Consider the following 23,183-nt stretch of genomic DNA (forward strand, 5'->3'; position numbering starts at 1 on the left):
CCGTTAGCGCATCAGCGCGCCTTCTTGCGAGCGCCCTTGCCGGTCGTCGCGGCGCGCGGCGCTTCCTTCTCGAGCGGTGCGCCGCCGTTCATCTGCTCGAGCCACGACAGCGTATCGACATACGACAGAAACTGCTTCAGATATTCCGGCGACAGCTCGCGCATCAACGACAGCGCGCGATGTACGAGGCTGCTCGAATTGAGCGGTCCCGCGTTGCCTGGCACCTGCGCGAGCGACTGGCGCAACTGCTTTTCGGTGCGCAGTTTGGACCAGACTTCGCGGAAGTAGTCGACTGCGGGCAGATCGGGATAGGCGGCGGCGTGCGGCGCATCGGCGCGCGCGTGGTGGCGGGCGAGGCGTTCGATCAGCGCCGCGAGCGTGGCGTCGTTGGCCGCGTGGGCTTCACCGGACGTGGCTTGCGACGCGCTCTCGTCCGCAGCGGCACGCTCGACCTCGGCCGTATATTCGGCCAGCAGTCCTGCCAATCGTTGCTCGAGCACTCGTCGCGTCTCGCCGCCGTGCTGTGCCGCGCGCCGCGTAAGTGCGTCGAGCAGATGAAAGCGCACCGGATCGAGCCGAGCCGCGCCGCTCGCGCGCCATGCATCGAGCCTCGCGCGAGCCGCGTGGATCGCGTCGTCAAGCACCGGACTTCTCCGCCGCCGCACTCGACGGCCGCGGCACCGGCGCGATTTCGACGCGGCGGTTTTTCGCGCGGCCGGGTTCGTCGGCATTCGAACTGACCGGCTGCTCCGAGCCGAACGCCGCCGCAAACACCGACGACGCCGACACGCCCTCGTCGATCAGCGTGCGCGTGACCGTCAACGCGCGCTGCGCCGACAGCTCCCAGTTATCGGCGAAGCGTCGATTGCCTTCGCGCAGGCGTTGATCGTCGGTGAAGCCGCTGACCATCAGAATCTGATCGCTCGCGCGCAGATACGCGGACAGCGGCCCGGCGAGACTCTTCAGCAGCGCGCGACCCTCAGGCTGCAGCTGGGCGGAGTTCAGCGCGAACAGCACGTTGCCGCTAATGCCGATGCGCCCATTGACGAGCGTCACGCGCCCCGCCGCGAGCGGTCCCGCGAGTGCCTGTTCGAGCGTCTTGCGGCGCTGCGTTTCAGCCTGGCGCTGCTTGACCTCCTGCTCGAGCTTGCTCGACAGTTCGAGCTGCACGCCGATCACGCTGACCAGAATCAGCACGAACGCGCCGACCAGCACCGACATCAGATCGCCGAACGCGGCCCAGATCGGCGCGGAGGTTTCCACGCCGCCGTCGATGTCCTCGCTCATACCGCGTCGGCTCCGGCGGTCGCGCGCTGCGCGGCCAGCAACTGCAGGTCTTCGACGATCTGCTTCTGCGACATCACGCTGAGGTCGACCACGTCACGCGCCTGCGCGACGTAGTAGGCGAGCTGTTCGTCGCTGCGCGCGAGCGATTTGTCGAGCGCTGCTTCGATGCGTTCGAGATGTGCGACGAGCTTGTCGTTCGCTTCGCCGAAGGTGTGCACGGCCGCGCCGAATGCTTCGCCGAGGCTCGCGACTTCGACCGCGCTGCCGGTGACCTGCGCGGCGACCGTGCCGAGCTTGCCGGTCTCGTGCTCGAGGTGTTCGGTGAAGCGATTGCCGACGCGTTCGAGCAGACCCGCCGACGTCGAGACCAAGGCATCGACGGCCGTGCGTTGCTCGGTCGACGCGTGGGTGACTGCGTCGAGCAGCGTCTCCAGCGTGGCGAGCAGACGACTGCGCTCTTCGAGCATCGCGGTGTCCCGGACCATGCTGTCGGAGAGCTTCTGGCGCAGCTCCGCGACGACTTCGGCAGCGGCCTTCGGCGCTTCGGACGCCGCTTGCACGAGGCGCCCGATTTCGGCGATCGTCGCGCTGGCATGCGTTTGCGTCTGCGTGGAGATATCGCGTGCGGTTTGCGCGAGTGCGTCGCAGATTTGCTGCTGACGGGTCGCAGTTTGCATACCCGTTTGCTGCCATTGTTCGTCGAGCTTTGCGGTCATCGCGGCGAGCGATTCGGTCCATGCCGCGAAGCGCTGTTCGTCGCGCGCGGCGAGTTCGGCTTGCAGGTTTGTCGCCGCCTTCGGTGCTTCAGCCGCGGCTTGAACCAGTCGATCGATTTCCGCGATCGTCGCGCTGGCATGCGTTTGCGTCTGCATGGAGATATCGCGTGCCGTTTGCGCAAGCGCGTCGCAGATCTGCTGCTGATGGCTGGCGGCTTGCGCACCCCTCTGCTGCCATTGTTCGCTGAGCTTCGCACCCATCGCGTCGAGCGCCTCGGCCCACGCGCCCAAACGCTGCTCGTCGCGCGCGCTCAGTTCGGTCTGCAAGTTCGCATGCGAGCTACCGACCGCGCTCAGCAACGCCGCGGCATGCTGCTCGAACGTCGCGGCGGCGCGCGCCAACGCCTGTTCGTTGTTGGCGGCGAGTTTGTCGCCCGCGCTTTGCTGCTGAGCCAACGCGTCGCCCCAGGCCTGCGAGATGCCGCTCGCCGTCGCTTCGAGCCGCGCGGACACGCCGTCGAGCAGCGCGAGCGAGCGCTGTTCGAACGCTTCGGCAACGCGTTCGACCGAAGCGCACTGTTGCGCAGCCAACTCGTCGCTCGCCTGCCGATGTCCGGCGAGCGCGCTGTGGCAAATCTCGGCGACGTTTGCGCTGGTGGCCGCGAAGCCGCTCGACATGCCGTCGAGCTGGCGCTGCACGGCCTGGGTCACCGCGTCGTGCAACGCGGCGGTGTCGCGCGAGAGGCCGGCCATCGTCGCTTCGACGACCGGCTGCAGGGCCTTGCCGGCGGCCTGCGCGCTGCCGGCCACGCTGTCCTTCAGCGACTGCTCGATCACACCGGCGAGACGCAGATAGGCGGCTTCGGTGCGGCCGTAAAACGCGTCGAGGCTCGCGATCTGCCGCTCGTTCGACGCGGCGCTCTGCTGTTCGAGCGCGCTCATCATCGTCTGCAGACGTTCGACCAGCAGCGGTGTCGCTTCGGCCTGGCGTTGCAGCAGCCGGAAGCTTTCTTCGCGCTGATGGCTCTGCGAGTAGACGCGCAAAGTCGTCGCGATGTTCGCGTCGAGCTGTTGCGCCGCTTCGAGCCGCTCGCGGCGGGACAGCGCGGACAGCAGCCCGAGCATCGCGGACGTCGCGACACCCGCGATCGACGTGCCGAACGCGAAGCCCAGCCCCTTGACCGGCGCGGCCAGCGATGCGCGGATCGCCTGCAGGTCGCTCGCGCTCTCCAGCGCAAGGCCGGTGCCGCGCAGCGTCATCACCATGCCGAGCAGCGTGCCGAGCATGCCGAGCAGCACCAGCAGACCGACCAGATACGGCGTCAGCGCGGGTCCCGGCAACGCGACGCGCTCGCCTTCGACGCGCAGCCGCACGCTATTGCGCAGACTCGGATGGACAGCTTCGAGAAACGCGGCGAGGCTCGGCGGTGGTCCGGACAACGCGGCGAGCGCGCTTGTCAGCGTGGCGGTCGCCTGACCATAGCGGCGCAATTCGAGCGCGCCTAGCACGTAGAAGACGCCGATCAGCAGCGTGACGACGAACGCGAGCGGATTGGAAACGGCATAACCGACGGCGATCCAGCACGCCGCGGAGAGCCCCGCGAGAAATACAACGAGATCGATACGATATCTGGACATGGGGTCCCAGTTAGCAGGCGCGAAGAGCCGCGAGCAGCCCTTCGACCGGTTGAAAACGAACATCCAGCTCGGCCAGCAAAACGCTCTGCATGTCCTTGCGGAAGACGTCGAGCCACGCCTCGGACGCGAGCGGCACGGCAGCGTTGCCGCCATCGGTCGACCTGGCGAGCCGCGTGGCTGCGGTGCTCGCTTTGACGTGAGCCAAGGCTGCTTCCAGCTGCATGGCTGCAGCGCCGGCTTCGACTTCGGCCGACTGCTGCCGCGTGGGATCGGCATCGGCGGCAACTTCGGCCGCTGCTTCCGCCTCCGCCAACCTCCGCTTCTCACCCTCGCGCAAGCGCTCGAAATGCCCGCCGAGCAATCCGGGCACCGCGCCGAGCAAACTCCGCTCGCGCTCGCCGAGCGCACGCTCCATCACCGCATCGACGACCGCGAGCCGCGCGAGCGACGGCGCCTGCGTCGCCAGCAGCGCGCGCAGCCGGCCACGCAACGTGCCGATCGCCGTTTCCATCGACTGCTGAAGCGCGAGATAGCGCTGTCGGAACACCGCGTAGTCGGCCTGCGTGTCGACCGCCACGCGCGGCGCCGACATCCGGGCGGACGACGGCGACGGGCCACGCCGCCGTGAGCCGGCGAGCACGCTATCGCTCACGATTGCGCTCACCAGCGAGCGGCGCACGCGCGTGCACTCTTCCTCTTCCGCACGGCCGAACGCGCGCGCGCCACCAGCGACGGACGGCGGCTTGCCATCCAGCGCCGACGACAACGCGATCGCGTCGGTCCAGCCGAGCCACTGGCTCAGCCGATCCGCCAGCGATTGTCGCGATTCGGCGACGTCGGCCTCGGCGAGACGGGCCAGTAAGCGAACGAGCGCAGGCCCAGTGAGGGCGCTGCGCTGAGGGGCTTGCAACATACCACCGGACGCAAAAAAGTCAGCAGTTTACACGCTGACGCCAGCGAGTCCGAAGTCGCCCGCTCGATCGTGCGTCGAAAGACACGGTTTTGCCCGATCGAACCTGGCATTCGGGCGTTTTCCCGAGCGCGGCTTTTTTGCCAATAGCGAAGCGGACCTATCCCTGTATAAGATGAAAGCTGACGCCTCGCTGCGCACTGGAACACGGCGAAGCGTCGACAACACACAGAACACACGCAAGGCGGACAGGGAGCATGAAATTCGATACCGTGGTGCTCGGCGCCGGCATTGTCGGGGTGTGCGTCGCCGTGCATCTGCAGAAACGCGGCCGCGCGGTTGCGCTGATCGACCGTAAGCAGCCGGGCAACGAGACCTCGTTCGGCAACGCCGGGCTGATCCAGCGCGAAGGCGTCTATCCGTACGCGTTTCCGCGCGGGCTCGGCACCCTGCTGCGCTACGCGCGCAACCAGTCGCCCGACGTGCGCTATCACGCCGACGCGATGCTGCAGGTTGCGCCGTTCCTGTGGCGCTACTGGCGCAACTCACATCCGGCGAAGCACGCGGAAATCGCGAAATCGTACGCGACGCTGATCGAGCATTGTGTCAGCGAACATCGCGCGCTTGCCGCGGATGCCGGTGCCAGCGCGCTGCTGCGGCCGATCGGCTGGATCAAGGTGTTTCGCCATGCCGCCGCGCGCGACGCCGAAACCACCCTCGCCGAACAGTGGCATCGCGAGTACGGCGTCGAGTTCGAAACGCTCGACGCGCCGCGCCTGCAACAGCTCGAACCCGATCTCGACAAGCGTCTGCAAGGCGGGCTGCGCTATCCGCAATCCGATTCGGTCAGCGATCCGAACGCGCTCGTCACCGCATACGCGCGGTACTTCGAAGCGCTCGGCGGACGGTTCTTCTTCGGCGATGCCGATACGCTGCGTGAAGGCTGGCAGGTCGAGACGCGGGACGGGGCGATCACGGCCGAGTCGGCGGTGATCGCGCTCGGACCGTGGTCGGATCGCGCCAGCACGCGGCTCGGGTATCGGCTGCCGCTCGCGGTCAAGCGCGGCTATCACATGCACTACGCGCCGCGTCGGAGCGCGCGGCTCAACCATCCGATTCTCGACGTCGAACACGGCTATGTGCTCGCGCCGATGGCGCGCGGCATCCGTTTGACCACGGGCGCCGAAATCGCGCGCCCCGAGGCGGCCAAGACGCCGGTGCAACTCGACGCGGTCGAGCCGATCGCGCGCACGCTGTTTCCGCTCGGCGAACGTCTGGATGCCGAACCGTGGATGGGACGCCGCCCGTGCACGCCGGACATGATGCCGATCATCGGGCCCGCGACGAAACATCAGGGACTGTGGTTCGCGTTCGGCCATGCGCATCATGGTCTGACGCTCGGACCGGTGACGGGGCGGCTGATCGCCGAGATGATGACCGGCGAGCAGACGCTGGTCGATCCGCGGCCGTTTCGAGTCGAGCGGTTTTAGCCGGATGGTCTGAGGCCCGCTCGAAATCTCCGCCTTCATCGCGCAATTATCGTCATCTCACGCTAAAGCCACCCTCACGGCACGCTTCCGACCAAGCCACCAGCCGTCGAAGCAATTAAAAAAACGCCGCGGGCCAACGGCCCCGCGGCGTTCTTCATCGAGCCGGACAACCGTCGATCAGGCCGTCACGGCAGCCCGTCGCGGCGACACTGCCGACACCGCGAAGCTCACGACGATATTCGCGACGAGCGCGATCAGGCCGATATACAGCGGATAGTTCTCGTGGCCGAAATGCAGGCCATACACCGGCTTGAGCCCTTGCGAAATCGCGAGGCCCGTGCCGAGCACGATACCGACGAGCCAGCCGACGAACAGACCCGGCGTGTTCAGACGGCGCGTGTACAGCGTGAACACGATGGCCGGGAAAATTTGCAGAATCCACACGCCGCCGAGCAGTTGCAGATCGATCGCATACTGCGTCGGCAGGAACACGATGAACAGCAGCGCCCCGAACTTGACGACCAGTGAAACGATCTTCGCATTGGCTGCCTCCGCCTCGGGCGAGATGTTCGGCGACACCAGCGGACGCCACAGATTACGCGTGAACAGATTCGCCGCGCCGATCGACATGATCGCGGCCGGCACCAGCGCGCTGATCGCAATCGCGGCGGCCGCGAAACCGACGAACCACGACGGGAACAGCGTGCGGAACAGGGTCGGCACCACGTCGCTTGCCGACTTCACGTTCACGCCGGCGGCGATCGCCATATAGCCGAGCAGCGCGATCAGGCCGAGCAGCACCGTGTACGCAGGCAGGAAGATCGCGTTCTTGCGCACCGTCTTTGCCGACGCCGACGACAGCACCGCCGTCATCGTATGCGGATACATGAACGCGGCGAGCGCCGAGCCGAGCGCGAGCGATGCGAACGCCGTGTACTGATTCGGCTTCAGCAGGATACCGGTCGCGCCGCCCTTCGCCTGGAAGTGCGCATCGGCCAGTGCGAACACTTGCCCATAGCCGCCGAGCTTCGCCGGAATCAGCCATACCGCCGCGATCACGACGATATAGATCATGATGTCCTTGACGAACGCGATCATCGCCGGCGCGCGCAGGCCGCTTGCATACGTATAGAGCGCGAGGATCACGAACGCGACGATCAACGGCAATTCGCCGCTGACGCCGAGCCCCTTGATCACGACCTGCATGCCCACCAGCTGCAGCGCGATATACGGCATCGTCGCGACGATGCCGGTCAGCGCGATGGCCGCCGGGAACCACTTGCCGCCGTACTCGCCGTGCACGTAGTCGGCCGCGGTGATGTGGTTCTTCGCGTGCGCAATCTTCCACAGCTTCGGCATCACGGCGAACACGAACGGATAAACGATGATCGTGTACGGCAGCGCGAAGAAGCCATACGCGCCCACCGAATATACGAGCGCGGGCACCGCGATCACGGTATAGGCGGTATAGAAATCGCCGCCGACGAGGAACCACGAAATGACCGTGCCGAACTGCCGTCCGCCGAGACCCCACTCGTGCAGCTGCGTCAGATCGCCGCGTTTCCAGCGCGCCGCGAAAAAGCCGATCACCGTGACGAGCACGAAGAACGCGATGAAGACCGTCATCGCAACCGGGTTCACAGGATTCAGATCGCTCATTTGAGACCTCGATACACGATGTAAATCAGCAGCGAGGTCAACGGCACCCACAGAAACTGATACCAGTAGAAGAACGGAAAGCCCGCGAGCGGCGGATGCGTATCGTTATAGAACGGCAGCCACAGCAGCGCGATATAAGGGATCAGCAAAATGAGCCAGAGCCATGAACGGCCGGCCGAGGGGGAGGTCTCCACGAACGTCTCCTGAGTATTATCGACAGTGCGCGATGGCTCGTGGCCCGACGCGCAAATGCCCGGTTGCCTGAGGTCAGGCGGAGGACCGGGGAACGTCGCACACTCGAGCGCCAGGTCTCGCGCGGCGCGGTATGCGACGGGCATGTAGTATTCGCCTTCGCGCGCTTGCTTTCAAGCGCGCAACTACGTAAGCCGTCTACGTAATATTACGTAGCCCGTTGACTGGCTTTTTTCAACGATGAAACTCAAAGCAAAGATAGTGCTGCTCGCGATCGTGCCCTTTCTGGCGGCGATCGCCAGCATCGAGACGGGCGTGCGCCGCGAAGCGACCGCGCTCGCCGAGCGGCAGCACGCGACCACCCAGGCCGCGTACATGGCGAGTAAGGAGATCGAGCTAAAGCACTACGTCGAACTCGCGACGACTGCGATCGCGCCGCTCTACGAGGCCGGCGGCGACAACGCACGCGACGACGCGCTGCTGCGCACGCGTGCGCTCGCGGTGCTCGAAAAGATGAATTTCGGCGAGGACGGCTACTTCTTCGTGTACGACCTGCACGGCCGCACGCTGATGCATCCGCGCGAGCCGGACCTGGTGGGTCGGGATCTGTGGTCGTTGCGCGATAGCCATGGGACGCCGACGATCCAGCAGCTACTCGCCGCGGCCGCGCGCGGCGGCGGCTATGTGCGCTATCTGTGGCATCGGCCGTCGACCGGCAAGGAGGAGTCGAAACTCGGCTACGTGGTGCCGCTCGAACGCTGGGGCTGGATGCTCGGCACCGGCATCTATCTCGACGACGTCGACACGACGCTCGCGCACATCGACGGGGAGGCCGCGGCCAATATCGATCGCACGATGAAGTGGATCGACGCGATCGCGGTGGCTGGCCTCGCGGTCATTGCGCTGTGCGCACTCGTGCTGAACGTGACCGAATATCGCAGTGCCGACGCGAAGCTGAAGCGGCTCGCGCAGCAGGTCGTCGAGTCGCAGGAAAACGAGCGAGCGCGCCTGTCGCGCGAATTGCACGACGGCATCAGCCAGATGATGGTGTCCGTGAAGCTGCTGCTCGAATCGGCGCTCGCGCGGCTCGAACGCGGCGACGCACGCGTGCCCGCCGCCGAGGCCGCATTGTCCACCGGACTCACGCGGCTCGGCGATACGCTGCGCGAAGTCCGGCGCATTTCTCATGCGCTGCGTCCGTCGATGCTCGACGATCTCGGCGTCGCGGCCGCCCTCGAACAACTGACGCGCGAACTCGGCGACGAGTCCGGCATCGCGATTGGCTTCACGCAGATCGCGCACACGCATGCCGCCACGTTGCCCGACACGGTCAACACCGTGCTGTTTCGCATCGCCCAGGAAGCGCTGACGAACATCGTGCGACATGCGCAGGCGTCGAGCGCGGCGCTTGCGCTCGAGGTTTCGCGCGATGCGGTCACGCTGACGATCTCCGACAACGGCCGCGGCTTCGACGTGACCGAAGCATTCGTCGGCGGACGTGAAGGTGTCGGCCTGCGCAACATGCGCGAACGGCTCGAAGCGCTCGGCGGCACGCTGTCGCTGAACTCGCAGCCGGGGCACACCGTCGTCGCCGCGCGCGTGCCGCTGCCCACGACGCATGCAACGGTGCCGTCCCTGCAGGAACTCTCATCATGAACGACACGACCTCTCCTTCCATCGCGCGTCTGCTGCTCGTCGACGATCATCCGCTCGTGCGCGACGGTCTGCGCGCACGGCTCGAAGCAGTGCGCCACTTCGAAGTGGTCGGCGAAGCGGGCGACGCGCAGCAAGCGCTCGCGCTGGCCGAACGACAGGCGCCGCATCTGGCGCTGATGGATGTCGGCATGAAAAGCGGCATGAACGGCATTGCGTTGGCGGGCCTCTTTCACGAGCGCTTTCCGGCGATTCGTGTGCTGATGCTGTCGATGCACGACAACCTCGAATACGTGACGCAGGCGGTGCGCGCGGGCGCGAGCGGCTACGTTCTGAAGGATTCGCCGGCGCTCGAGATCATTCAGGCGATCGGCGCGGTACTCGACGGCAAGACGTTCTTTAGCGCGGAGATCGGTGCTCGACTGATCCAGGCGTCGGCGACGCAATCGCCGGTCGAACGCTTGACGCCGCGCGAGCGCGACATTCTCGATGCGCTTGCCGAGGGACTGTCGAGCAAGCAGATCGCGCAGCGCAACGATCTGTCGGTGCGAACCGTGGAGACGCATCGGCTGAATCTGAAGCGCAAGCTCGATATTGAAGGGCAGGCCGAGTTGATCAAGTTCGCGGTCGAGAACCGGGGCAACAAGCGTTGAGGTTCGCGGGCGCGCGATAATGAGCGGTCCACACCTGGAGCGACCACGGCATGAAGCGCGTGTTCGAACTGAGTCTTGCCGGTCTGATGATTTGCGTGGCCACGGCTCGCGTTTATGGCGAACCGGCGCGCGTCAATCGCGGCCACGATCCATTCCTGCAGATATCCAAAGCGATCGCCGATTGCCCAACTCCGCTTGGCCCATTCGAAACCGAAAAGGAATGGCTCGACGATAGCCATTACAGAATCGAACGCGGCAATAGCTGCTGGATCGAAGGCCGTTGCCGTTTGCCGAACGCGTATCTGTACGACGCGGAAATCGCCGAGAGCGTGCAACGGCGTCTCGCGAATCTGAACGTCGCGACGCACTGGCGCGAGCAATCGACGCTATGGCTCACGCTGCAACGCCGCTTTATCTACGTCGAAGGCTGCGTCGCGCCGGGCTTCGACAAGAAGACTTTCCTCACCGAACTCGCCAAAACGGCGGACGTCGAGCGCGTGATCGACAACACGATCACCGATCCTCACGCCGCGCAGTTGCCTTACCGCACCCAGGCGGACCCGGACAAGCCCGTGCTCGATCCGGGCAATTAGCGCGGTAGTCTCGGCTACTCCGACATCCACGCGTTCGGGGGCGAAATCAACACGCCCAATCTCGATGCGCTGGTGCAAAGCGGCCGCATCCTGACGAATCACCACACGGGCACCGTCTGCGCGATCACGCGTTCGATGCTGATCTCGGGCACCGATCACCATCTGGTCGGCGAAGGCACGATGGGCGTGCCGACCGACGAGCGCAAAGGACTGCCGGGATACGAAGGCTATCTGAACGATCGCGCGCTATCGGTTGCGCAGTTGCTGAAAGACGGCGGCTATCACACGTACATGGCCGGGGCCGGGCCAGACTTCGCAGAAGCCGACGCTGCGTGAATTCACACACGTGACGGACAACACCGCGACGTTCCTCGCGGTCGCCCTGTGGACCGAACCGCCGCTCGGCCCCGTCGACGGTCGCTGGCAGTTGTACGACCTGAGCGCCGATCGCGGCGAAACGCAGGACGTGTCGGCGCAGAACCAGTCGATCATCGATAGTCTCGTGCAGCAGTGGAACGACTACATGACCAGCGTCGGCGGCGTCGAGCCGTTGCGTCCGCGCGGCTACTACTGAGCACACAATGGCGTTTTCATTCAAGCTCAAAGGCGGCGTGGCGCTGTATAGCGCATACGCTGCGATCGCGGCGGTCGCATTTGCCGCCGCGTTTGCCGCGCCTTCCATCAGTGCGGCGAGCGCGGCGGTATCCTCGCGCTGCCGCGAGTTGTGCATCGACTATATCGACAGCCAGTTGGCGCTGATTGGCGCTTCGTCTCGTTCGCACCGGCATTCAAAGCTGCGTGTCCAGTAGCCGCACGAATTTCTCGACGAGTTTCTCGGTGAACGAACGCCGCGTCCATGCTTCGAGCGTGACGCGCTTCGACTTCGCGATGTCGTCGTCGAACGCGGCAGTCTGCTGCGTGGCGAAATCGCGGTCGTAGATGTTCAGGTTCGCTTCGTCGTTCAGCTTGAACGAGCGGCTATCGAAGTTCGTCGAGCCGACCGACACCATGTACTCGTCGACTACCAGCAACTTGCAATGGAACATGGTCGGTTGGTACTCGTAGATCTCGACGCCCGCTTTCAGTAGATCGCCCCAACACGCACGCGACGCTTCGCGCACCGTGTGCGTGTCGATGCGTTTGCCCGGCGTGACGATCTGTACTTTCACGCCGCGTTTCGCGGCTTCGACGATCGCGTTGATGGTGAGCTTGTCGGGCACGAAGTACGCGCTCGCAAGCTGCAAACTGCGCGTGGCGGCGGTGATGGCCATCAGATACATCAACTGCATGTCGTCACTGCCGCCCGACGGCGAACTGCTGAACATATGCGCGAGACCCTGGCCCGCTCCTTTCGGCTCGGCATCGATGTGCGGAAAATACTCGGGACCGTGCAATACGCTGCTGGTCGCCTTGATCCAGTTGTCCATGAACACGGCCTGCATATGGCCGACCACTGGACCCGTCACGCGAAAATGCGTATCGCGCCAATGCTTTTCGTCCTGCGCATTGCCAGTCCACTCCGGCGCTATGCCGACCCCGCCGGTAAAACCGATCCGGCCGTCGACCACCAATAGTTTGCGGTGCGTACGGTCGTTCATGCGACCGAGTCCGGTCCAATGCGGCTTGTGATACTTGACCACTTCGGCGCCGGCCTCCCGCAGCAGTTGCAGATAGTGCCGATCCATTTTCGACGAACCGACCCAGTCGAGCAGTACATGCACGGCGACACCTTCGCGCGCCTTATCGGCAAGCGCACGCGCAATCTGTCCGCCGATCTCGCCAGACCAGTAAATGAACGTTTCAAATGTGATGGTTTCGCGCGCCGACCGAATGCCCTCGAGCATCGACGGAAAGATCTGGTCGCCGTTGAGCAGCATCTCGAAGCGATTACCCGGCACCACGGGTGGACCGAGCAATAAACCCATCGACCGAAGGAATTGCGGATCTTCGCTCTTATAAAGCCGCTCGATTCTGTGTTCTATTTTCTTCTCGCCGCTCGACAGATTGGCGATCAGGAGAACGATCACGAGCGTGACGAACGCGGTAATAGAAATGGTCAGCATGCGTGGCCTCGATGGCAGGCGGCGGGTCACGGCATACGAGTCCCGCATCCGACGGCAGAATGCCGCACTCGTGCCTGGCTTTCACTATCAGCACGTCATGCACGGCGCGTGCCCGGATCAGGACCGCGCCTTGCTTTCTGGTTCCAACGCTTTATCTGACCAATGCAAACGCCTCGCGGCTTGCGATTTCGCCCGCGCCGAATACGCCGATGACCGTATAGTCCGACGCCACGCATTCGAACGTCGATGCCTGAAACGTAATGACGAAATGCCGCCGCGCCGGTGCCTCGGGAGCAATGGCGACGGAGTCTGTCGCCACGGCGGCAATCTCGGCGCACAACGACGAATTGACGACTTCATGCACCGCGCAGCCGACGAGGCCTTGCGCCGCGAGCGGATGAAAGGCGAGATCGTCATCGCCCGGCGGCCCGAGACGGTGAAAGATGGCGTCGGCGAACAGCACCGCGCAAAAAGGATCGTCGTCGGGATCGAATGGCCCGAACCGTTCAAAGTCCGACTCCGCGATCGGATAAGTGAGGATCACGCGGCGATCGCTGGCGACGATGAATGGTTCGGCGGCATCGGCTGCCGGATGAGGAGCGGAGTCCAGCAGGAAGACCTGATCTTCCTGCCGGGGTGCATCGAACGTGCTAACCATCTACTTCACGACTCCACGGCTATTACGCGCTTGCTTGCGTCTCTGGCGTTTGGGGAGCCGCCGCGACGGGTGCGGCCGTACTCTTTGCAGCAGCCTTGCGCGCCGGCGCTTTTCTTGCCGCCTTCACAACGCTTTTGCGGCCGGCGGACTTCTTCACCGCGGCTTTCCGGCTTGCCGGAGTGGCCTTTCTGGCTGCGGTCTTTTTCACGGCCGTCTTGCGCGTTGCTTTTTTCGCCGCGGTCTTCTTGCCTACCGCACTCGCGGTCGCTTTCGCCTGGCTGCTCTTTGCCGCCGTTTTCGCCGCTTTCGGAGCGGCAGCCATGCTCGCGCCATCGATCAGGAATTTGCTGCGGTCCTTGACGGCCGCGAGCCATGCCGGCGCCGGACCGCGGCCGCTCCAGGTCGCGCCGGTTTTCGGATTCAGGTACTTCGGCGGCTGGGCGCCTTTCGGCTGCCCTTTGACGCGCTTCGCGGCGGGAGCAGCCGCGGGCTTGCTTGCGCTCGCAGCGTCGATCAGGAACACCGTGCGGTCCTTCACGCCGGCGATCCAGCCAGGCGCGCGGCCGTGCCCCGTCCAGGTCGCGCCGGTTTTGTGGTCGCGATACTTCGCCGGGGTTGCCGACCTGGCGGCTTTGCTCGCGCCCGCAGGTCTTCCGCGACCCGCCGGATTGCCATTCAGACCTCGCGCGGCACGTCGTGCCTTCGCCTGTGCTTCGATATCGGCAGTCGTGAGACCGTGCTTGAGCATCAATTCGCGAATCTGGTCGACCGCGGCTTGTGCTTTTCTGGCAATGAGAACGTCAGCTTGCTCCTGGAGCTTCTTAAGCTTGGCTTGGATTTGCTCTAACGAAGGCATTTGATTGCTCCTTATGTGGTAATCGTCGAACTATGCCATGAATGACGGAAGAAAGGCAGTGTATTGACCTATCCCGAGCTTCAATACATCGATACGAGCACCGATGCGGCGTTCAAATAACGAAGCTTTCAGGTTTTCTACCGGGTCATCGAAGCTTTCTTCCTTTTCCTTCCCTCCTGATTCTTCTTTTTCATTTCGGTTCCACCACCACTCAGATAGGTGTAAAAACGACGACCTGGCGATCGGCAATGTACCTCACACTCCGTATGAAGCGGTAGTGTTGACCGTCCGCCGTTATCCGGTTCAGGCCCAGGCGGGTCAGTACCAGCATTTCATCTGCCTGGAAAGCGTCGACGACGCCGGAATCCGTTAAATCCTCCAATGCCCCGGATGGATTTCCGACATAAACGCTGCGCGCCTGCTTGCCGATCCGCATCACGACCACGCTTTTTCCCTCGTCGAGCGCCAATTCGAGAAAGCTCGCGAGCGTGCGCAACGACTCCGGCGTGCAAGTCCTGGTCTGATAGATCGCTGCATTCGATGGCGTCATTTGTGTTTCCCCGTCATCCGCATCGGCGACAGAAAGGGGCGCCGCCGTGCTTTCTGGCATTAGTCGCTTCTACTATAGCCGGGCCTTTGGATATTCAAAGGAGAGTAGTCCACTTTTTATTTGAAAACGGTCTTTTTTCGTGGCCCGCTATAGCGAACGGATTCAAGCATGCGCGAAACGCCACTGACGACGCGTGCAAAGACACGGCCCCGGCTCCGGTAACGTGCCGTTACCGATCTTGCAGCACCTGTTGCTCCTGTACCGGCCAAGTCCATTTACACTTCGTATCCGGGCCCAGCGGCGCACGTATGGCCAATAGAGAGTCCTTTGTCAGCCGCCATGCTCGCGGCGGCTATTGAAATGGAGGCCGGGCCACCCTAATTCCGATCCACTCAAACACGATGGTACTTGCAATGAAAGCTGGTTTTATTCGGACCGCCCTCGGGGCAATGGCAGTCTCGTTGGCAATGGCCGGCACCGCGAACGCGGCCGGTTGCCTGAAAGGAGCGGTAGTGGGCGGCGTCGCCGGGCACTACGCGGGACATCATGCGGTGGTCGGCGCGGTCGGCGGCTGTATCGTCGGACGGCATATGGCCAAAAAGCACGCCGAAGAACAGCAGGCGGCGACTCAGGCTGCGCCGCATCAGCAAGCCCGAATGCAGTGACTGGAGAATACGGGCGCCGCCGCAAACGTTCGCACGAGCGACGCGGCAATGATCTTCGAATCTCCGTTCGCGGCGACGCGCCCTGCTCCGATCACTTAGGCAATGCGTAATCCGCGCGCGGGCAAGATCTCCTGAGTGGTCACGAAACGGTGCTGTTTGACCGCGTCGTGAAAGAGCCGGTAGTCGCTCTTCTCAAAGGCGGTCGTCCACTCCGGTCTGTCCCCGGTGTCGTCATCGCACAACAAACCGGTGGCCTGGTACTTCCACGAACCTTGTCCTTTGGCGATATAGCCGGGCACGGGTTCTTTCAAACCTGGAATACGGCCTGCATTCACCCATTCGCAAACGGTTCTCAGACGCAGGTTGTCGTCGGGTTCGCGGTTCGTATCGAGCAGCCGGGTCAGTGCGTCTTTAACGTCGTCCGGCATGCCTGGCTGGTTTTCGAAATCTTCGCGTCCGGCCAGATAAGCTCGCACGACACGACAACTCATGTCGGCCGCCTGCACGAAATCCGGCAAATTATGTCGTGAGATGAAGTGATTGCGGCCGTCGATGTAATGCCAGCGCGCCCATGGCTGGTCGGGATAATGCAACGCGGCGCCGTGGCCGACCGGCAACGCGATCGTCAGAACGTCCTCCTCGACATGCTCGATCAGATGCGCGACCGCTAGTTCGAGGCTCGCGAGCCAGCCTTTGCGCGTGCAATCCTGTGCCTCGAGAAGATGCACGCGATTCCATGGGCTTTCGATGCCCGCGAATCCCTGGTGCGCCCACGTATCGACATAGGTATGAAGCGTCACGCCGAGCCGGTGCAACGCGGTCTCCGAATCGCGCTGCCGGATCGCGCGCCGCACGACTTCGCGCGCAACTTCACTGTCGGGCCGGCAAATCGCCTTTTCCTCGAGACTTTCACCCTCGCCAGCCGGCAGAAAATGGAACGGCGTCCACACGAGCCGGTTCTGGTCGTTCTCGGTATTGGCGTAATCGAATAACTTGTGCGCGGTCGCGAATCGCTCGAATGTCTCGCCGCCTTTGAACCGCAGTATTCCGCTCGTCGTTGCGTCGTCGACATATTGGCAGGCATGCGCGATGGTTTGCGCATCGCCGGCCGTCATGCCGCCGACGCGCGCGGCAATATAGACCACGCCGTAATGAAAGTCGATGTTCATGGCAAGCGCTCCTGGCGCGCATAATCACGGCCGGTTCGTGGCCGGCGATAGGGCGAGACGAATAGAGGGAGCTGCGCGTGAGTAGATAGTAGACGAGCGAGCGGCACACGCATTGAAAAAACATGCGTACTGGACGCGCTTTTTCACGTTTCGCGCCATGCAACCATTCGGGCTACTGAAGGAAACGCGGGCGCGGCCGGCGAGATGTAACCTGCCGGCACGGAAAGCCGCCGGCCAATGAGGCGGAAAAACGTAACCTGGCCCGATCGGCGCCGGTCAGGTCAAATGTGTAACGGAAAGTCGACTATTCCAGTGCTGGTTCAGATACTCGAGCGCAAACATCCGGTGGCAATGATGTGGTAAATGTTCACTGCAAAGCAGGCAACCCGATTCGAATAGCGCGATATCCAGATTACTTTCCACGCGGCGGCGCGCGATGAGGTCGAAATATTCCTCCCGAAAGTTCTCCCAGCTCAATTGCTTGCCCTGGTAGCGTTTGAGCAGGTCCGGCTCGGGAGCCAGCTCCGGTATTTCCACGTACGCCGCATTGCACAACTGGTCGAGAAAGTAAGGCAGATCTTGTTTTTTCGCAAAGCCCGCGAGTTGCGACGTGTTGTTGAGGCGAACGTCGAGCACCGTGCGCACATGGGCGTCCTTCAGCAAACTGAAGAATTTCTGGGCGCTCTTGCCGGTAAAACCAATGCTCGCCACCTGCACGCCACTTTTGTCACGTTTCATGGTGAATCCCCTGGCAGGCCATTCGGCGCCCGTAAAAAAGCCTCGCTGCGATTGGCGCAGCGAGGCTCGGGTGTCAGTGCATCTTTAGCGCCTCTCGAGTGCTTTATTTGACGATGTCGACCAGTTCGACTTCGAAGGTCAGATCGGTATTCGGCGGAATCGGGCCGACGCCGCGATCGCCGTATGCGGTCGCCGCGGGGCACGTGAGTCGCGCCTTGCCGCCGACTTTCATCTTCTGCACGCCTTGCGTCCAACACGGAATCACGCGATTGAGCGGGAACGTGGCCGGCCCGCCATGCTTGGCCGAGCTATCGAATTCGGTGCCGTTGGGCAGCGTGCCGCGATAGTTGACCTTTACCACGTCGGTCGCGGACGGTTGCGGGCCCGTGCCTTGCGTCAGATGTTCGACGATGACGCCGGACGGCAGCTTCTCCGTGGTCGGCGCGGCAGCCATCGCGGTCGAGGACAGAACGGCTGCGGCCAGCAAAGCAACGAGTGATTTCAAAGCGAATCTCCAGTGGGGTAGTCCGCTTGATTGTAACGGATCGGGTGTCGGCCGAGGCTCCCACATATTGCCCGATGCCGCGGGTCGTTGCGCGCCCATCAGGAACCTCGCTGAACCGTCGCGCGACCCCTCGGTCCACATGAACGTCCGGCGCGAGTCGCCGGCAAGCGAATCCGCCACACTTGTTGAGAGCGCTTTCCGTGGGGCGGTCATATGGGCATGCGGCAAGTCGATGCGGTCGCGCGCGCGATCGACGAAGCACACACGTCGCTCGTCTTCACGAACACGCGCTCGCAATGCGAGGTGTGGTACCAGGCGCTGCTCGAGGCGCGCCCCGAGTGGGCCGGAGTGATCGCGCTGCATCACGGCTCGCTCGATCAGCAGGTACGCGAGTGGGTCGAACGTGGGTTGAAGAACGGCTTGCTAAAGGATGTCGTGTGTACGTCTAGTCTCGACCTCGGCGTCGATTTTCTGCCGGTGGAACGCGTGTTCCAGATCGGCTCGCCAAAAGGCGTCGCGCGCTTGATGCAGCGTGCGGGCCGCTGGGGACATGCGCCCGGTTTGCCGTCTCGCGTGACGATCGTGCCGACGCATGCGCTCGAATTGATCGAAGCGGCGGCCGCGCGTGAAGCCGTCGACAAGCGGCAGATCGAAAGCCGCGATACGCCGCAAAAGCCGTTCGACGTGCTGGTGCAGCACCTCGTCACCGTTGCGATCGGTGGTGGCTTCGACGCGCTCGAGCTGTACGATGAACTTCTGCATACCTATGCATATCGTGCTATGCATATCGTGATCTGACGCAGCAGGAGTTCGACTGGATGCTGGGTTTCGTCGAAGGCGGCGGCGCGACGCTGCGCGCATATCCCGACTACCATCGCGTCGCGCGCGATAGCGACGGTCTGTACTGCGTCCCGCGCAACGATCTCCCGCGCCGGCATCGCAACAACATCGGCACGATCGTCGCGAATGGCACGTTGAACGTTGCGTATCTATCGGGCGGCCGCATTGGTGCAATCGAGGAATCGTTCATTTCGCGGCTCAAGCCCGGCGATGTGTTCACGTTCGGCGGCCGCGCGCTCGAACTGATCCGCGTTCAGGACATGACGGCGTGGGTGCGGCGCGCGAGCTCATCGCGTGGCGCAATGCCGCAATGGGCCGGCAGCCGCAGCCGCTATCGTCCGAGCTCGCCGACGCCACATTGACGATGCTCGCGCGCGCCGCCGACGGCATCTACGACGAACCGGAATTGCGCGCGGTGCGGCCGCTGCTCGAATTGCAGCGGAAGTGGTCGGCGTTGCCCGAGCCGGGCGTACTCGTCGTCGAGCTGCTCAAATCGCGCGAGGGTCACCACTTCTTCTGCTATCCGTTCGCGGGGCACATTGCGCATATCGGACTTGGCGCTCTGCTCGCTGGCGAGTCGCGCGCGACAAGCCCGGCACGTTTTCGATTTCGATCAACGACTACGGTTTCGAATTGCTGTGCGCGCAGGCTTTCGATTGGGCCGCGCAAATAGAGAATGGTCTGCTTTCACCTGACGAACTCGATCACGACATTCTTGCGAGCTTCAATTCATCCGAACTCTCCTTGCGACGTTTTCGCGAGATTGCGCGAGCGTCGGGACTCGTGTTTCAGGCGCATCCGGGACAGCAGAAGAGCGCGCGGCAATTGCAGGCATCGAGCGGGCTTTTCTACGAGATCTTTCGTCAGCACGATCGCGGCAATCTGCTGCTGGGCCAGGCCGATACCGAAGTACTGCTGCAGGAACTCGACGTGCGGCGCATTAGTTTTGCGCTCGAACGAATGAACGCGAACCGCGTCGTGCTCACGCGGCCCAAGAAGCCGACCCCGTTCGCGTTTCCGTTGATCGTCGGACGCCTGCGCGAAAAAGTCAGCAGCGAGAAGCTCGCCGATCGCGTCGAGCGAGTGCTGGCCGAGCCCGAACGGGCGGCGCAACGATGAAGCCGACCTCGCTCGCGATCGACGTCGGCGGACGACCTCTCGTGCTGTCGAGCTTGCGCGCGTGTTTCGATCCGGCGCTGCGCGCGCTTTTTATCGCCGATGCGCATTTCGGCAAGGATGCGGTGTTTCGCGCGCGGCATTCCAGTGCCGACTGGTTCGACCGCGGAGAATCTGCTGCGCATCAATCGTCTGATCACCGAGTTCGAGCCGGCGACGCTGGTGTTTCTCGGCGACCTGCTGCATGCTCGCGAGTCGCTGTCGACGCTCACGCTCGATGCGTTGCATGCGTGGCGCGCGCGGCATGCGTCGAGGCGCGTGGTGCTCGTCGAGGGCAATCACGATCGGCATGCCGGTGCGTTGCCGCTTACGTTGGATGTCGAGTCTGTGCGCGAGCCGTGGCAGATCGGGGCGTCGGCGCTGTGCCATCACCCGCACGCGGTCGATCACGCGTATGTGCTCGCGGGGCATGTGCCTCCGGTCTATCGGATCGCGACGCGGACCGATTCAGTGCGCGTGCCGTGCTTTCGCTTTGGGATCGATCGGGGGGTGCTGCCGGCGTTCGGTAGTTTTACCGGAGGCGCGCGTGAGACGGGGCGCGTTCTGGGGGAGAGGGTTTTTCTGGTGGTACAGCAGAGAGTGATCGAGTTGAGGAGTTGAGTGGACGGCGGGGGCCGTCCACTTTGTTGCCTGGTTGGTTTTTTGTTTGCGGATTGGTTTGCCGGTTCGCTGGCTGGGTTTTTTGCTGGCTCTTTCGCTGAAAACTCCCCGCGGCGCGCGAGCGCGGTCGGTGTGGAGGCCGGGCGGCGCCGGCCTCCACCCTCGGGAGCCCCGCAAGGTTCGCGGGACTCCTGCCACTGGTTAGTGGTTGCCGCCGCCGTGGCCACCATTGCCGGAACCACCGCCGCCGTAGCCGCCACCGTGGCCGCCGCTGCCTTGACCGCCGCCGTTGCCGCCGTTGCCGCCACGGCCACCGTGGCCTCCGTTGCCGGAGCCGCCGCTGCCTTCGCCGCCACCGTTGCCGCCATGCCCGCCGTGGCCTCCGTTGCCGGAGCCGCCGTTGCCTTGGCCACCGCCGCCTTCACCGCCATGGCCGCCGTTTCCGGAACCACCGTTACCCTGGCCGCCGCCTTCACCACCATGGCCGCCGTGGCCGTAGCCGCCGTTGCCCTGGCCGCCACCGCCTTCACCGCCATGGCCACCGTTGCCGGAACCACCGTTACCCTGGCCGCCGCCTTCACCACCATGGCCGCCGTGGCCGTAGCCGCCGTTGCCCTGGCCGCCACCGCCTTCACCGCCATGGCCACCGTTGCCGGAACCGCCGTTACCCTGGCCGCCGCCTTCACCACCATGGCCGCCGTGGCCGTAGCCGCCGTTGCCCTGGCCGCCGTCGCCTTCACCGCCATGGCCGCCGTTTCCGGAACCGCCTTTGCCTTCGCCACCGCTGCTGCCGTGGCCGCCGTCGCCGTGGCCGCCGTCACCATGACCGCCGTCACCGTGACCACCGTCACCGTGACCGCCGTCGCCGTGACCGCTGGCGCCGTGGCCGCCATCGCCGCGGCCGCCGTCACCGTGGCCACGACCGCCATCACCATCACCACCTTGGCCATGGCCATGACCGCCATCGCCGGCACCGTCACCGCCGTGCCCATGGCCATGACCGCCATCGCCGTCACCATCACCACCGTGGCCATGGCCATGACCGCCATCGCCGCCACCATCACCACCGTGCCCATGACCGTGACCGCCATCGCCGTCACCATCGCCAGCGTGACCATGACCGTGACCGCCATCGCCATCGCCGTCACCGCGTTGGCCATGGCCATGGCCGCCATCGCCGTCACCATCGCCAGCGTGACCATGACCGTGACCGCCATCGCCGTCACCACCGTGGCCATGGCCATGGCCGCCGTCGCCGTCACCATCACCGCCGTGGCCATGGCCGTGACCGCCATCGCCGTCACCATCACCGCCGTGGCCATGTCCATGGCCGCCATCGCCGTCACCATCGCCGCCGTGGCCATGACCATGGCCGCCATCGCCGTCACCATCGCCGCCGTGGCCATGGCCGTGACCGCCATCGCCGTCACCATCACCACCGTGGCCATGGCCGTGACCGCCATCGCCGTCACCATCACCACCGTGGCCATGACCGCCGTCACCATCACCATCACCACCGTGGCCATGTCCATGGCCGCCATCGCCGTCACCATCGCCAGCGTGACCATGACCGTGACCGCCATCGCCGTCACCATCGCCAGCGTGACCATGACCGTGACCGCCATCGCCGTCACCATCACCACCGTGGCCATGGCCGTGACCGCCATCGCCGTCACCATCACCACCGTGGCCATGTCCATGGCCGCCATCGCCGTCACCATCACCGCCGTGGCCATGTCCATGACCGCCATCGCCATCACCACCGTGGCCATGACCATGGCCGCCATCGCCGTCACCATCACCGCCGTGGCCATGTCCATGACCGCCATCGCCATCACCACCGTGGCCATGACCATGGCCGCCATCGCCGTCACCATCGCCGCCGTGACCATGCCCATGACCATGACCACCATCCCCACCACCGTCCCCGCCGTTATCACCGCCTCCGTTACCGCCGCCCGTGCCGCCATCCCCCGAGCCGTTCCCGCCACCACCGCTACCCGCGCCGCCGTTACCGTTGTCGCCGGCACCGCCATTGCCGTTGTTGCCGCCGGTATTTCCCGGGCCCACCCCGCCCGGGCCGGAATTAGCCGAGCTATTCCCGCCACCGCTTCCCGCGCCCGTGCCCGTCGAGGACGTCCCGTTGCCCGCCGGCGAGCCGGTGGGCGATGTCGGGCCGAGCCCCGCCGCCGCGACGCCGAAGGCACCCGCGCCGAGCTGCCCGAATCCCTGCGACGTGCAGCCCGGCCCGCCGCCCGACGGACATCCGCCGTGCACGCTAGCCTCGGCGAGCACCATCACTGCGGGATTCGTTGCCGGCGCGGCGGTGCTCCCCGAATTCGTCTGCGCACCCGCCATCGCCGCATAAAGACTGACCGCGACCGCCAAAGCCGCCCGTCGCGTTCCCAATATCCACGCGTCCCCGTTTTGCTTCTTCATTTCACTCTCCGAATTATTTCACCAAAAAGACCGGTCCAATTAACGAGTGAATCTCCGCTCGCCAACAAAACGAAAAGTCAAAGCCTCTGCGCAGCTTCGCTTTATGCGAATTAAAAATGCGTTCGCACTAAAA

Annotated in this window: 21 protein-coding genes and 3 pseudogenes; 11 read left to right on the forward strand and 13 right to left on the reverse strand. The window is 64.3% G+C overall.

What is annotated here, in order from left to right:
- Positions 1-11: 11 nt before the first annotated feature.
- From OKW29_RS14800 to OKW29_RS14815, 4 genes are read right to left on the reverse strand one after another with little or no spacing between them, the layout of a single operon-like run.
- Positions 12-644, reverse strand: a complete 633-nt coding sequence (locus OKW29_RS14800; protein ID WP_429291577.1) for a DUF2894 domain-containing protein — start codon at positions 642-644, stop codon at positions 12-14.
- Positions 637-1,287 (reverse strand): OmpA family protein, encoded by a 651-nt coding sequence (locus OKW29_RS14805; protein ID WP_429291578.1) that lies wholly within the window; start codon positions 1,285-1,287, stop codon positions 637-639. The genes OKW29_RS14800 and OKW29_RS14805 overlap by 8 nt, the downstream gene beginning before the upstream one ends.
- Positions 1,284-3,641, reverse strand: a complete 2,358-nt coding sequence (locus tag OKW29_RS14810) for a DUF802 domain-containing protein (RefSeq protein WP_429291579.1) — start codon at positions 3,639-3,641, stop codon at positions 1,284-1,286. The genes OKW29_RS14805 and OKW29_RS14810 overlap by 4 nt, the downstream gene beginning before the upstream one ends.
- A gap of 10 nt (positions 3,642-3,651) precedes the next feature.
- A complete protein-coding gene (locus OKW29_RS14815; protein ID WP_187631364.1) occupies positions 3,652-4,554 on the reverse strand; it encodes a DUF3348 domain-containing protein in 903 nt (300 codons plus the stop codon).
- 254 nt (positions 4,555-4,808) lie between these two features.
- Here OKW29_RS14815 and OKW29_RS14820 point away from each other — a divergent pair, with 254 nt between their 5' ends.
- Positions 4,809-6,041: an NAD(P)/FAD-dependent oxidoreductase gene (locus OKW29_RS14820; RefSeq protein ID WP_429291580.1), complete on the forward strand. Its 1,233-nt coding sequence runs from the start codon at positions 4,809-4,811 to the stop codon at positions 6,039-6,041.
- 177 nt (positions 6,042-6,218) lie between these two features.
- Here OKW29_RS14820 and mctP read toward each other — a convergent pair whose 3' ends face one another.
- Together mctP and OKW29_RS14830 are read right to left on the reverse strand one after the other, a co-directional pair.
- A complete protein-coding gene (gene mctP / locus OKW29_RS14825; RefSeq protein WP_187631363.1) occupies positions 6,219-7,700 on the reverse strand; it encodes a monocarboxylate uptake permease MctP in 1,482 nt (493 codons plus the stop codon).
- Positions 7,697-7,894 (reverse strand): DUF3311 domain-containing protein, encoded by a 198-nt coding sequence (locus tag OKW29_RS14830; protein WP_090807102.1) that lies wholly within the window; start codon positions 7,892-7,894, stop codon positions 7,697-7,699. The genes mctP and OKW29_RS14830 overlap by 4 nt, the downstream gene beginning before the upstream one ends.
- 238 nt (positions 7,895-8,132) lie before the next feature.
- Here OKW29_RS14830 and OKW29_RS14835 point away from each other — a divergent pair, with 238 nt between their 5' ends.
- The 6 genes and pseudogenes from OKW29_RS14835 to OKW29_RS14860 all read left to right on the forward strand — a co-directional run bounded on the left by OKW29_RS14835 (position 8,133) and on the right by OKW29_RS14860 (position 11,600).
- Positions 8,133-9,548 carry a cache domain-containing protein gene (locus OKW29_RS14835; RefSeq protein ID WP_429291581.1) on the forward strand — a complete coding sequence of 472 codons (1,416 nt, stop codon included), beginning with the start codon at positions 8,133-8,135 and terminating at the stop codon, positions 9,546-9,548.
- Positions 9,545-10,198 (forward strand): response regulator, encoded by a 654-nt coding sequence (locus OKW29_RS14840; protein WP_429291582.1) that lies wholly within the window; start codon positions 9,545-9,547, stop codon positions 10,196-10,198. Before OKW29_RS14835 ends, OKW29_RS14840 begins: the two co-directional genes overlap by 4 nt.
- 50 nt (positions 10,199-10,248) lie before the next feature.
- On the forward strand, positions 10,249-10,791 hold the full coding sequence (locus OKW29_RS14845; RefSeq protein WP_429291583.1) for a hypothetical protein: 543 nt from the start codon (positions 10,249-10,251) through the stop codon (positions 10,789-10,791).
- Positions 10,792-10,800: 9 nt separating this feature from the next.
- Positions 10,801-11,091 (forward strand): annotated as a pseudogene (locus OKW29_RS14850) (sulfatase-like hydrolase/transferase); the annotation flags it as partial.
- 46 nt (positions 11,092-11,137) lie between these two features.
- Positions 11,138-11,365: a hypothetical protein gene (locus OKW29_RS14855; protein WP_429291584.1), complete on the forward strand. Its 228-nt coding sequence runs from the start codon at positions 11,138-11,140 to the stop codon at positions 11,363-11,365.
- A 7-nt stretch (positions 11,366-11,372) separates the two neighbouring features.
- Complete coding sequence (locus OKW29_RS14860; RefSeq protein WP_429291585.1) at positions 11,373-11,600, forward strand: hypothetical protein; 228 nt, start codon at positions 11,373-11,375, stop codon at positions 11,598-11,600.
- On the opposite strand, the gene cls is transcribed toward OKW29_RS14860, so the two are convergent.
- The 4 genes from cls to OKW29_RS14880 all read right to left on the reverse strand — a co-directional run bounded on the left by cls (position 11,580) and on the right by OKW29_RS14880 (position 14,918).
- On the reverse strand, positions 11,580-12,854 hold the full coding sequence (cls, locus tag OKW29_RS14865; RefSeq protein ID WP_429291586.1) for a cardiolipin synthase: 1,275 nt from the start codon (positions 12,852-12,854) through the stop codon (positions 11,580-11,582). The genes OKW29_RS14860 and cls overlap by 21 nt on opposite strands.
- Positions 12,855-13,005: 151 nt before the next feature.
- Positions 13,006-13,512: a hypothetical protein gene (locus tag OKW29_RS14870; protein ID WP_429291587.1), complete on the reverse strand. Its 507-nt coding sequence runs from the start codon at positions 13,510-13,512 to the stop codon at positions 13,006-13,008.
- A 22-nt stretch (positions 13,513-13,534) separates the two neighbouring features.
- A complete protein-coding gene (locus tag OKW29_RS14875) occupies positions 13,535-14,368 on the reverse strand; it encodes an H-NS family nucleoid-associated regulatory protein (protein WP_429291588.1) in 834 nt (277 codons plus the stop codon).
- Positions 14,369-14,579: 211 nt separating this feature from the next.
- Entirely contained in the window at positions 14,580-14,918 is a 339-nt protein-coding gene (locus OKW29_RS14880) for a hypothetical protein (protein ID WP_090807114.1), read from the reverse strand.
- Positions 14,919-15,331: 413 nt separating this feature from the next.
- On the opposite strand from OKW29_RS14880, the gene OKW29_RS14885 reads away from it, so the two are divergent.
- Positions 15,332-15,583: a hypothetical protein gene (locus OKW29_RS14885; RefSeq protein WP_184063095.1), complete on the forward strand. Its 252-nt coding sequence runs from the start codon at positions 15,332-15,334 to the stop codon at positions 15,581-15,583.
- A gap of 95 nt (positions 15,584-15,678) precedes the next feature.
- Here the strand turns inward: OKW29_RS14885 and OKW29_RS14890 are convergent, their stop codons facing one another.
- The 3 genes from OKW29_RS14890 to OKW29_RS14900 all read right to left on the reverse strand — a co-directional run bounded on the left by OKW29_RS14890 (position 15,679) and on the right by OKW29_RS14900 (position 17,944).
- Entirely contained in the window at positions 15,679-16,752 is a 1,074-nt protein-coding gene (locus OKW29_RS14890; RefSeq protein ID WP_187631357.1) for a DUF6765 family protein, read from the reverse strand.
- 276 nt (positions 16,753-17,028) lie between these two features.
- Positions 17,029-17,490: a DUF488 family protein gene (locus OKW29_RS14895; protein WP_429291589.1), complete on the reverse strand. Its 462-nt coding sequence runs from the start codon at positions 17,488-17,490 to the stop codon at positions 17,029-17,031.
- Positions 17,491-17,593: 103 nt separating this feature from the next.
- Positions 17,594-17,944 carry an FKBP-type peptidyl-prolyl cis-trans isomerase gene (locus tag OKW29_RS14900; protein ID WP_373685682.1) on the reverse strand — a complete coding sequence of 117 codons (351 nt, stop codon included), beginning with the start codon at positions 17,942-17,944 and terminating at the stop codon, positions 17,594-17,596.
- 240 nt (positions 17,945-18,184) lie between these two features.
- Between OKW29_RS14900 and OKW29_RS14905 the strand changes: the two are divergent.
- From OKW29_RS14905 to OKW29_RS14915, 3 genes and pseudogenes are all read left to right on the forward strand, one after another.
- A pseudogene (locus OKW29_RS14905) lies at positions 18,185-19,954 on the forward strand (helicase-related protein); the annotation flags it as partial.
- Positions 19,951-20,611: pseudogene (pdeM, locus tag OKW29_RS14910) on the forward strand (ligase-associated DNA damage response endonuclease PdeM). The pseudogenes OKW29_RS14905 and pdeM, both read left to right, overlap by 4 nt.
- A 219-nt stretch (positions 20,612-20,830) precedes the next feature.
- The gene (locus tag OKW29_RS14915; RefSeq protein ID WP_429291590.1) at positions 20,831-23,164 is read left to right on the forward strand and encodes a hypothetical protein; all 2,334 of its coding nucleotides are present in this window, start codon (positions 20,831-20,833) and stop codon (positions 23,162-23,164) included.
- Positions 23,165-23,183: the final 19 nt, after the last annotated feature.

This window comes from Paraburkholderia sp. CI3, from assembly GCF_050436505.1.
Taxonomy (GTDB): domain Bacteria; phylum Pseudomonadota; class Gammaproteobacteria; order Burkholderiales; family Burkholderiaceae; genus Paraburkholderia; species Paraburkholderia tuberum.

Bases quoted from the DNA above. Each gene is read 5' to 3' on its own strand.
- cls (WP_429291586.1), bottom strand. From the start codon at position 12,854: ATGCTGACCATTTCTATTACCGCGTTCGTCACGCTCGTGATCGTTCTC.
- OKW29_RS14845 (WP_429291583.1), top strand. From the start codon at position 10,249: ATGAAGCGCGTGTTCGAACTGAGTCTTGCCGGTCTGATGATTTGCGTG.
- OKW29_RS14860 (WP_429291585.1), top strand. From the start codon at position 11,373: ATGGCGTTTTCATTCAAGCTCAAAGGCGGCGTGGCGCTGTATAGCGCA.
- OKW29_RS14880 (WP_090807114.1), bottom strand. From the start codon at position 14,918: ATGACGCCATCGAATGCAGCGATCTATCAGACCAGGACTTGCACGCCG.
- mctP (WP_187631363.1), bottom strand. From the start codon at position 7,700: ATGAGCGATCTGAATCCTGTGAACCCGGTTGCGATGACGGTCTTCATC.
- OKW29_RS14835 (WP_429291581.1), top strand. From the start codon at position 8,133: ATGAAACTCAAAGCAAAGATAGTGCTGCTCGCGATCGTGCCCTTTCTG.
- OKW29_RS14875 (WP_429291588.1), bottom strand. From the start codon at position 14,368: ATGCCTTCGTTAGAGCAAATCCAAGCCAAGCTTAAGAAGCTCCAGGAG.
- OKW29_RS14870 (WP_429291587.1), bottom strand. From the start codon at position 13,512: ATGGTTAGCACGTTCGATGCACCCCGGCAGGAAGATCAGGTCTTCCTG.
- OKW29_RS14900 (WP_373685682.1), bottom strand. From the start codon at position 17,944: ATGGCTGCCGCGCCGACCACGGAGAAGCTGCCGTCCGGCGTCATCGTC.
- OKW29_RS14805 (WP_429291578.1), bottom strand. From the start codon at position 1,287: ATGAGCGAGGACATCGACGGCGGCGTGGAAACCTCCGCGCCGATCTGG.
- OKW29_RS14895 (WP_429291589.1), bottom strand. From the start codon at position 17,490: ATGAAACGTGACAAAAGTGGCGTGCAGGTGGCGAGCATTGGTTTTACC.
- OKW29_RS14820 (WP_429291580.1), top strand. From the start codon at position 4,809: ATGAAATTCGATACCGTGGTGCTCGGCGCCGGCATTGTCGGGGTGTGC.
- OKW29_RS14885 (WP_184063095.1), top strand. From the start codon at position 15,332: ATGAAAGCTGGTTTTATTCGGACCGCCCTCGGGGCAATGGCAGTCTCG.
- OKW29_RS14810 (WP_429291579.1), bottom strand. From the start codon at position 3,641: ATGTCCAGATATCGTATCGATCTCGTTGTATTTCTCGCGGGGCTCTCC.
- OKW29_RS14890 (WP_187631357.1), bottom strand. From the start codon at position 16,752: ATGAACATCGACTTTCATTACGGCGTGGTCTATATTGCCGCGCGCGTC.
- OKW29_RS14815 (WP_187631364.1), bottom strand. From the start codon at position 4,554: ATGTTGCAAGCCCCTCAGCGCAGCGCCCTCACTGGGCCTGCGCTCGTT.
- OKW29_RS14840 (WP_429291582.1), top strand. From the start codon at position 9,545: ATGAACGACACGACCTCTCCTTCCATCGCGCGTCTGCTGCTCGTCGAC.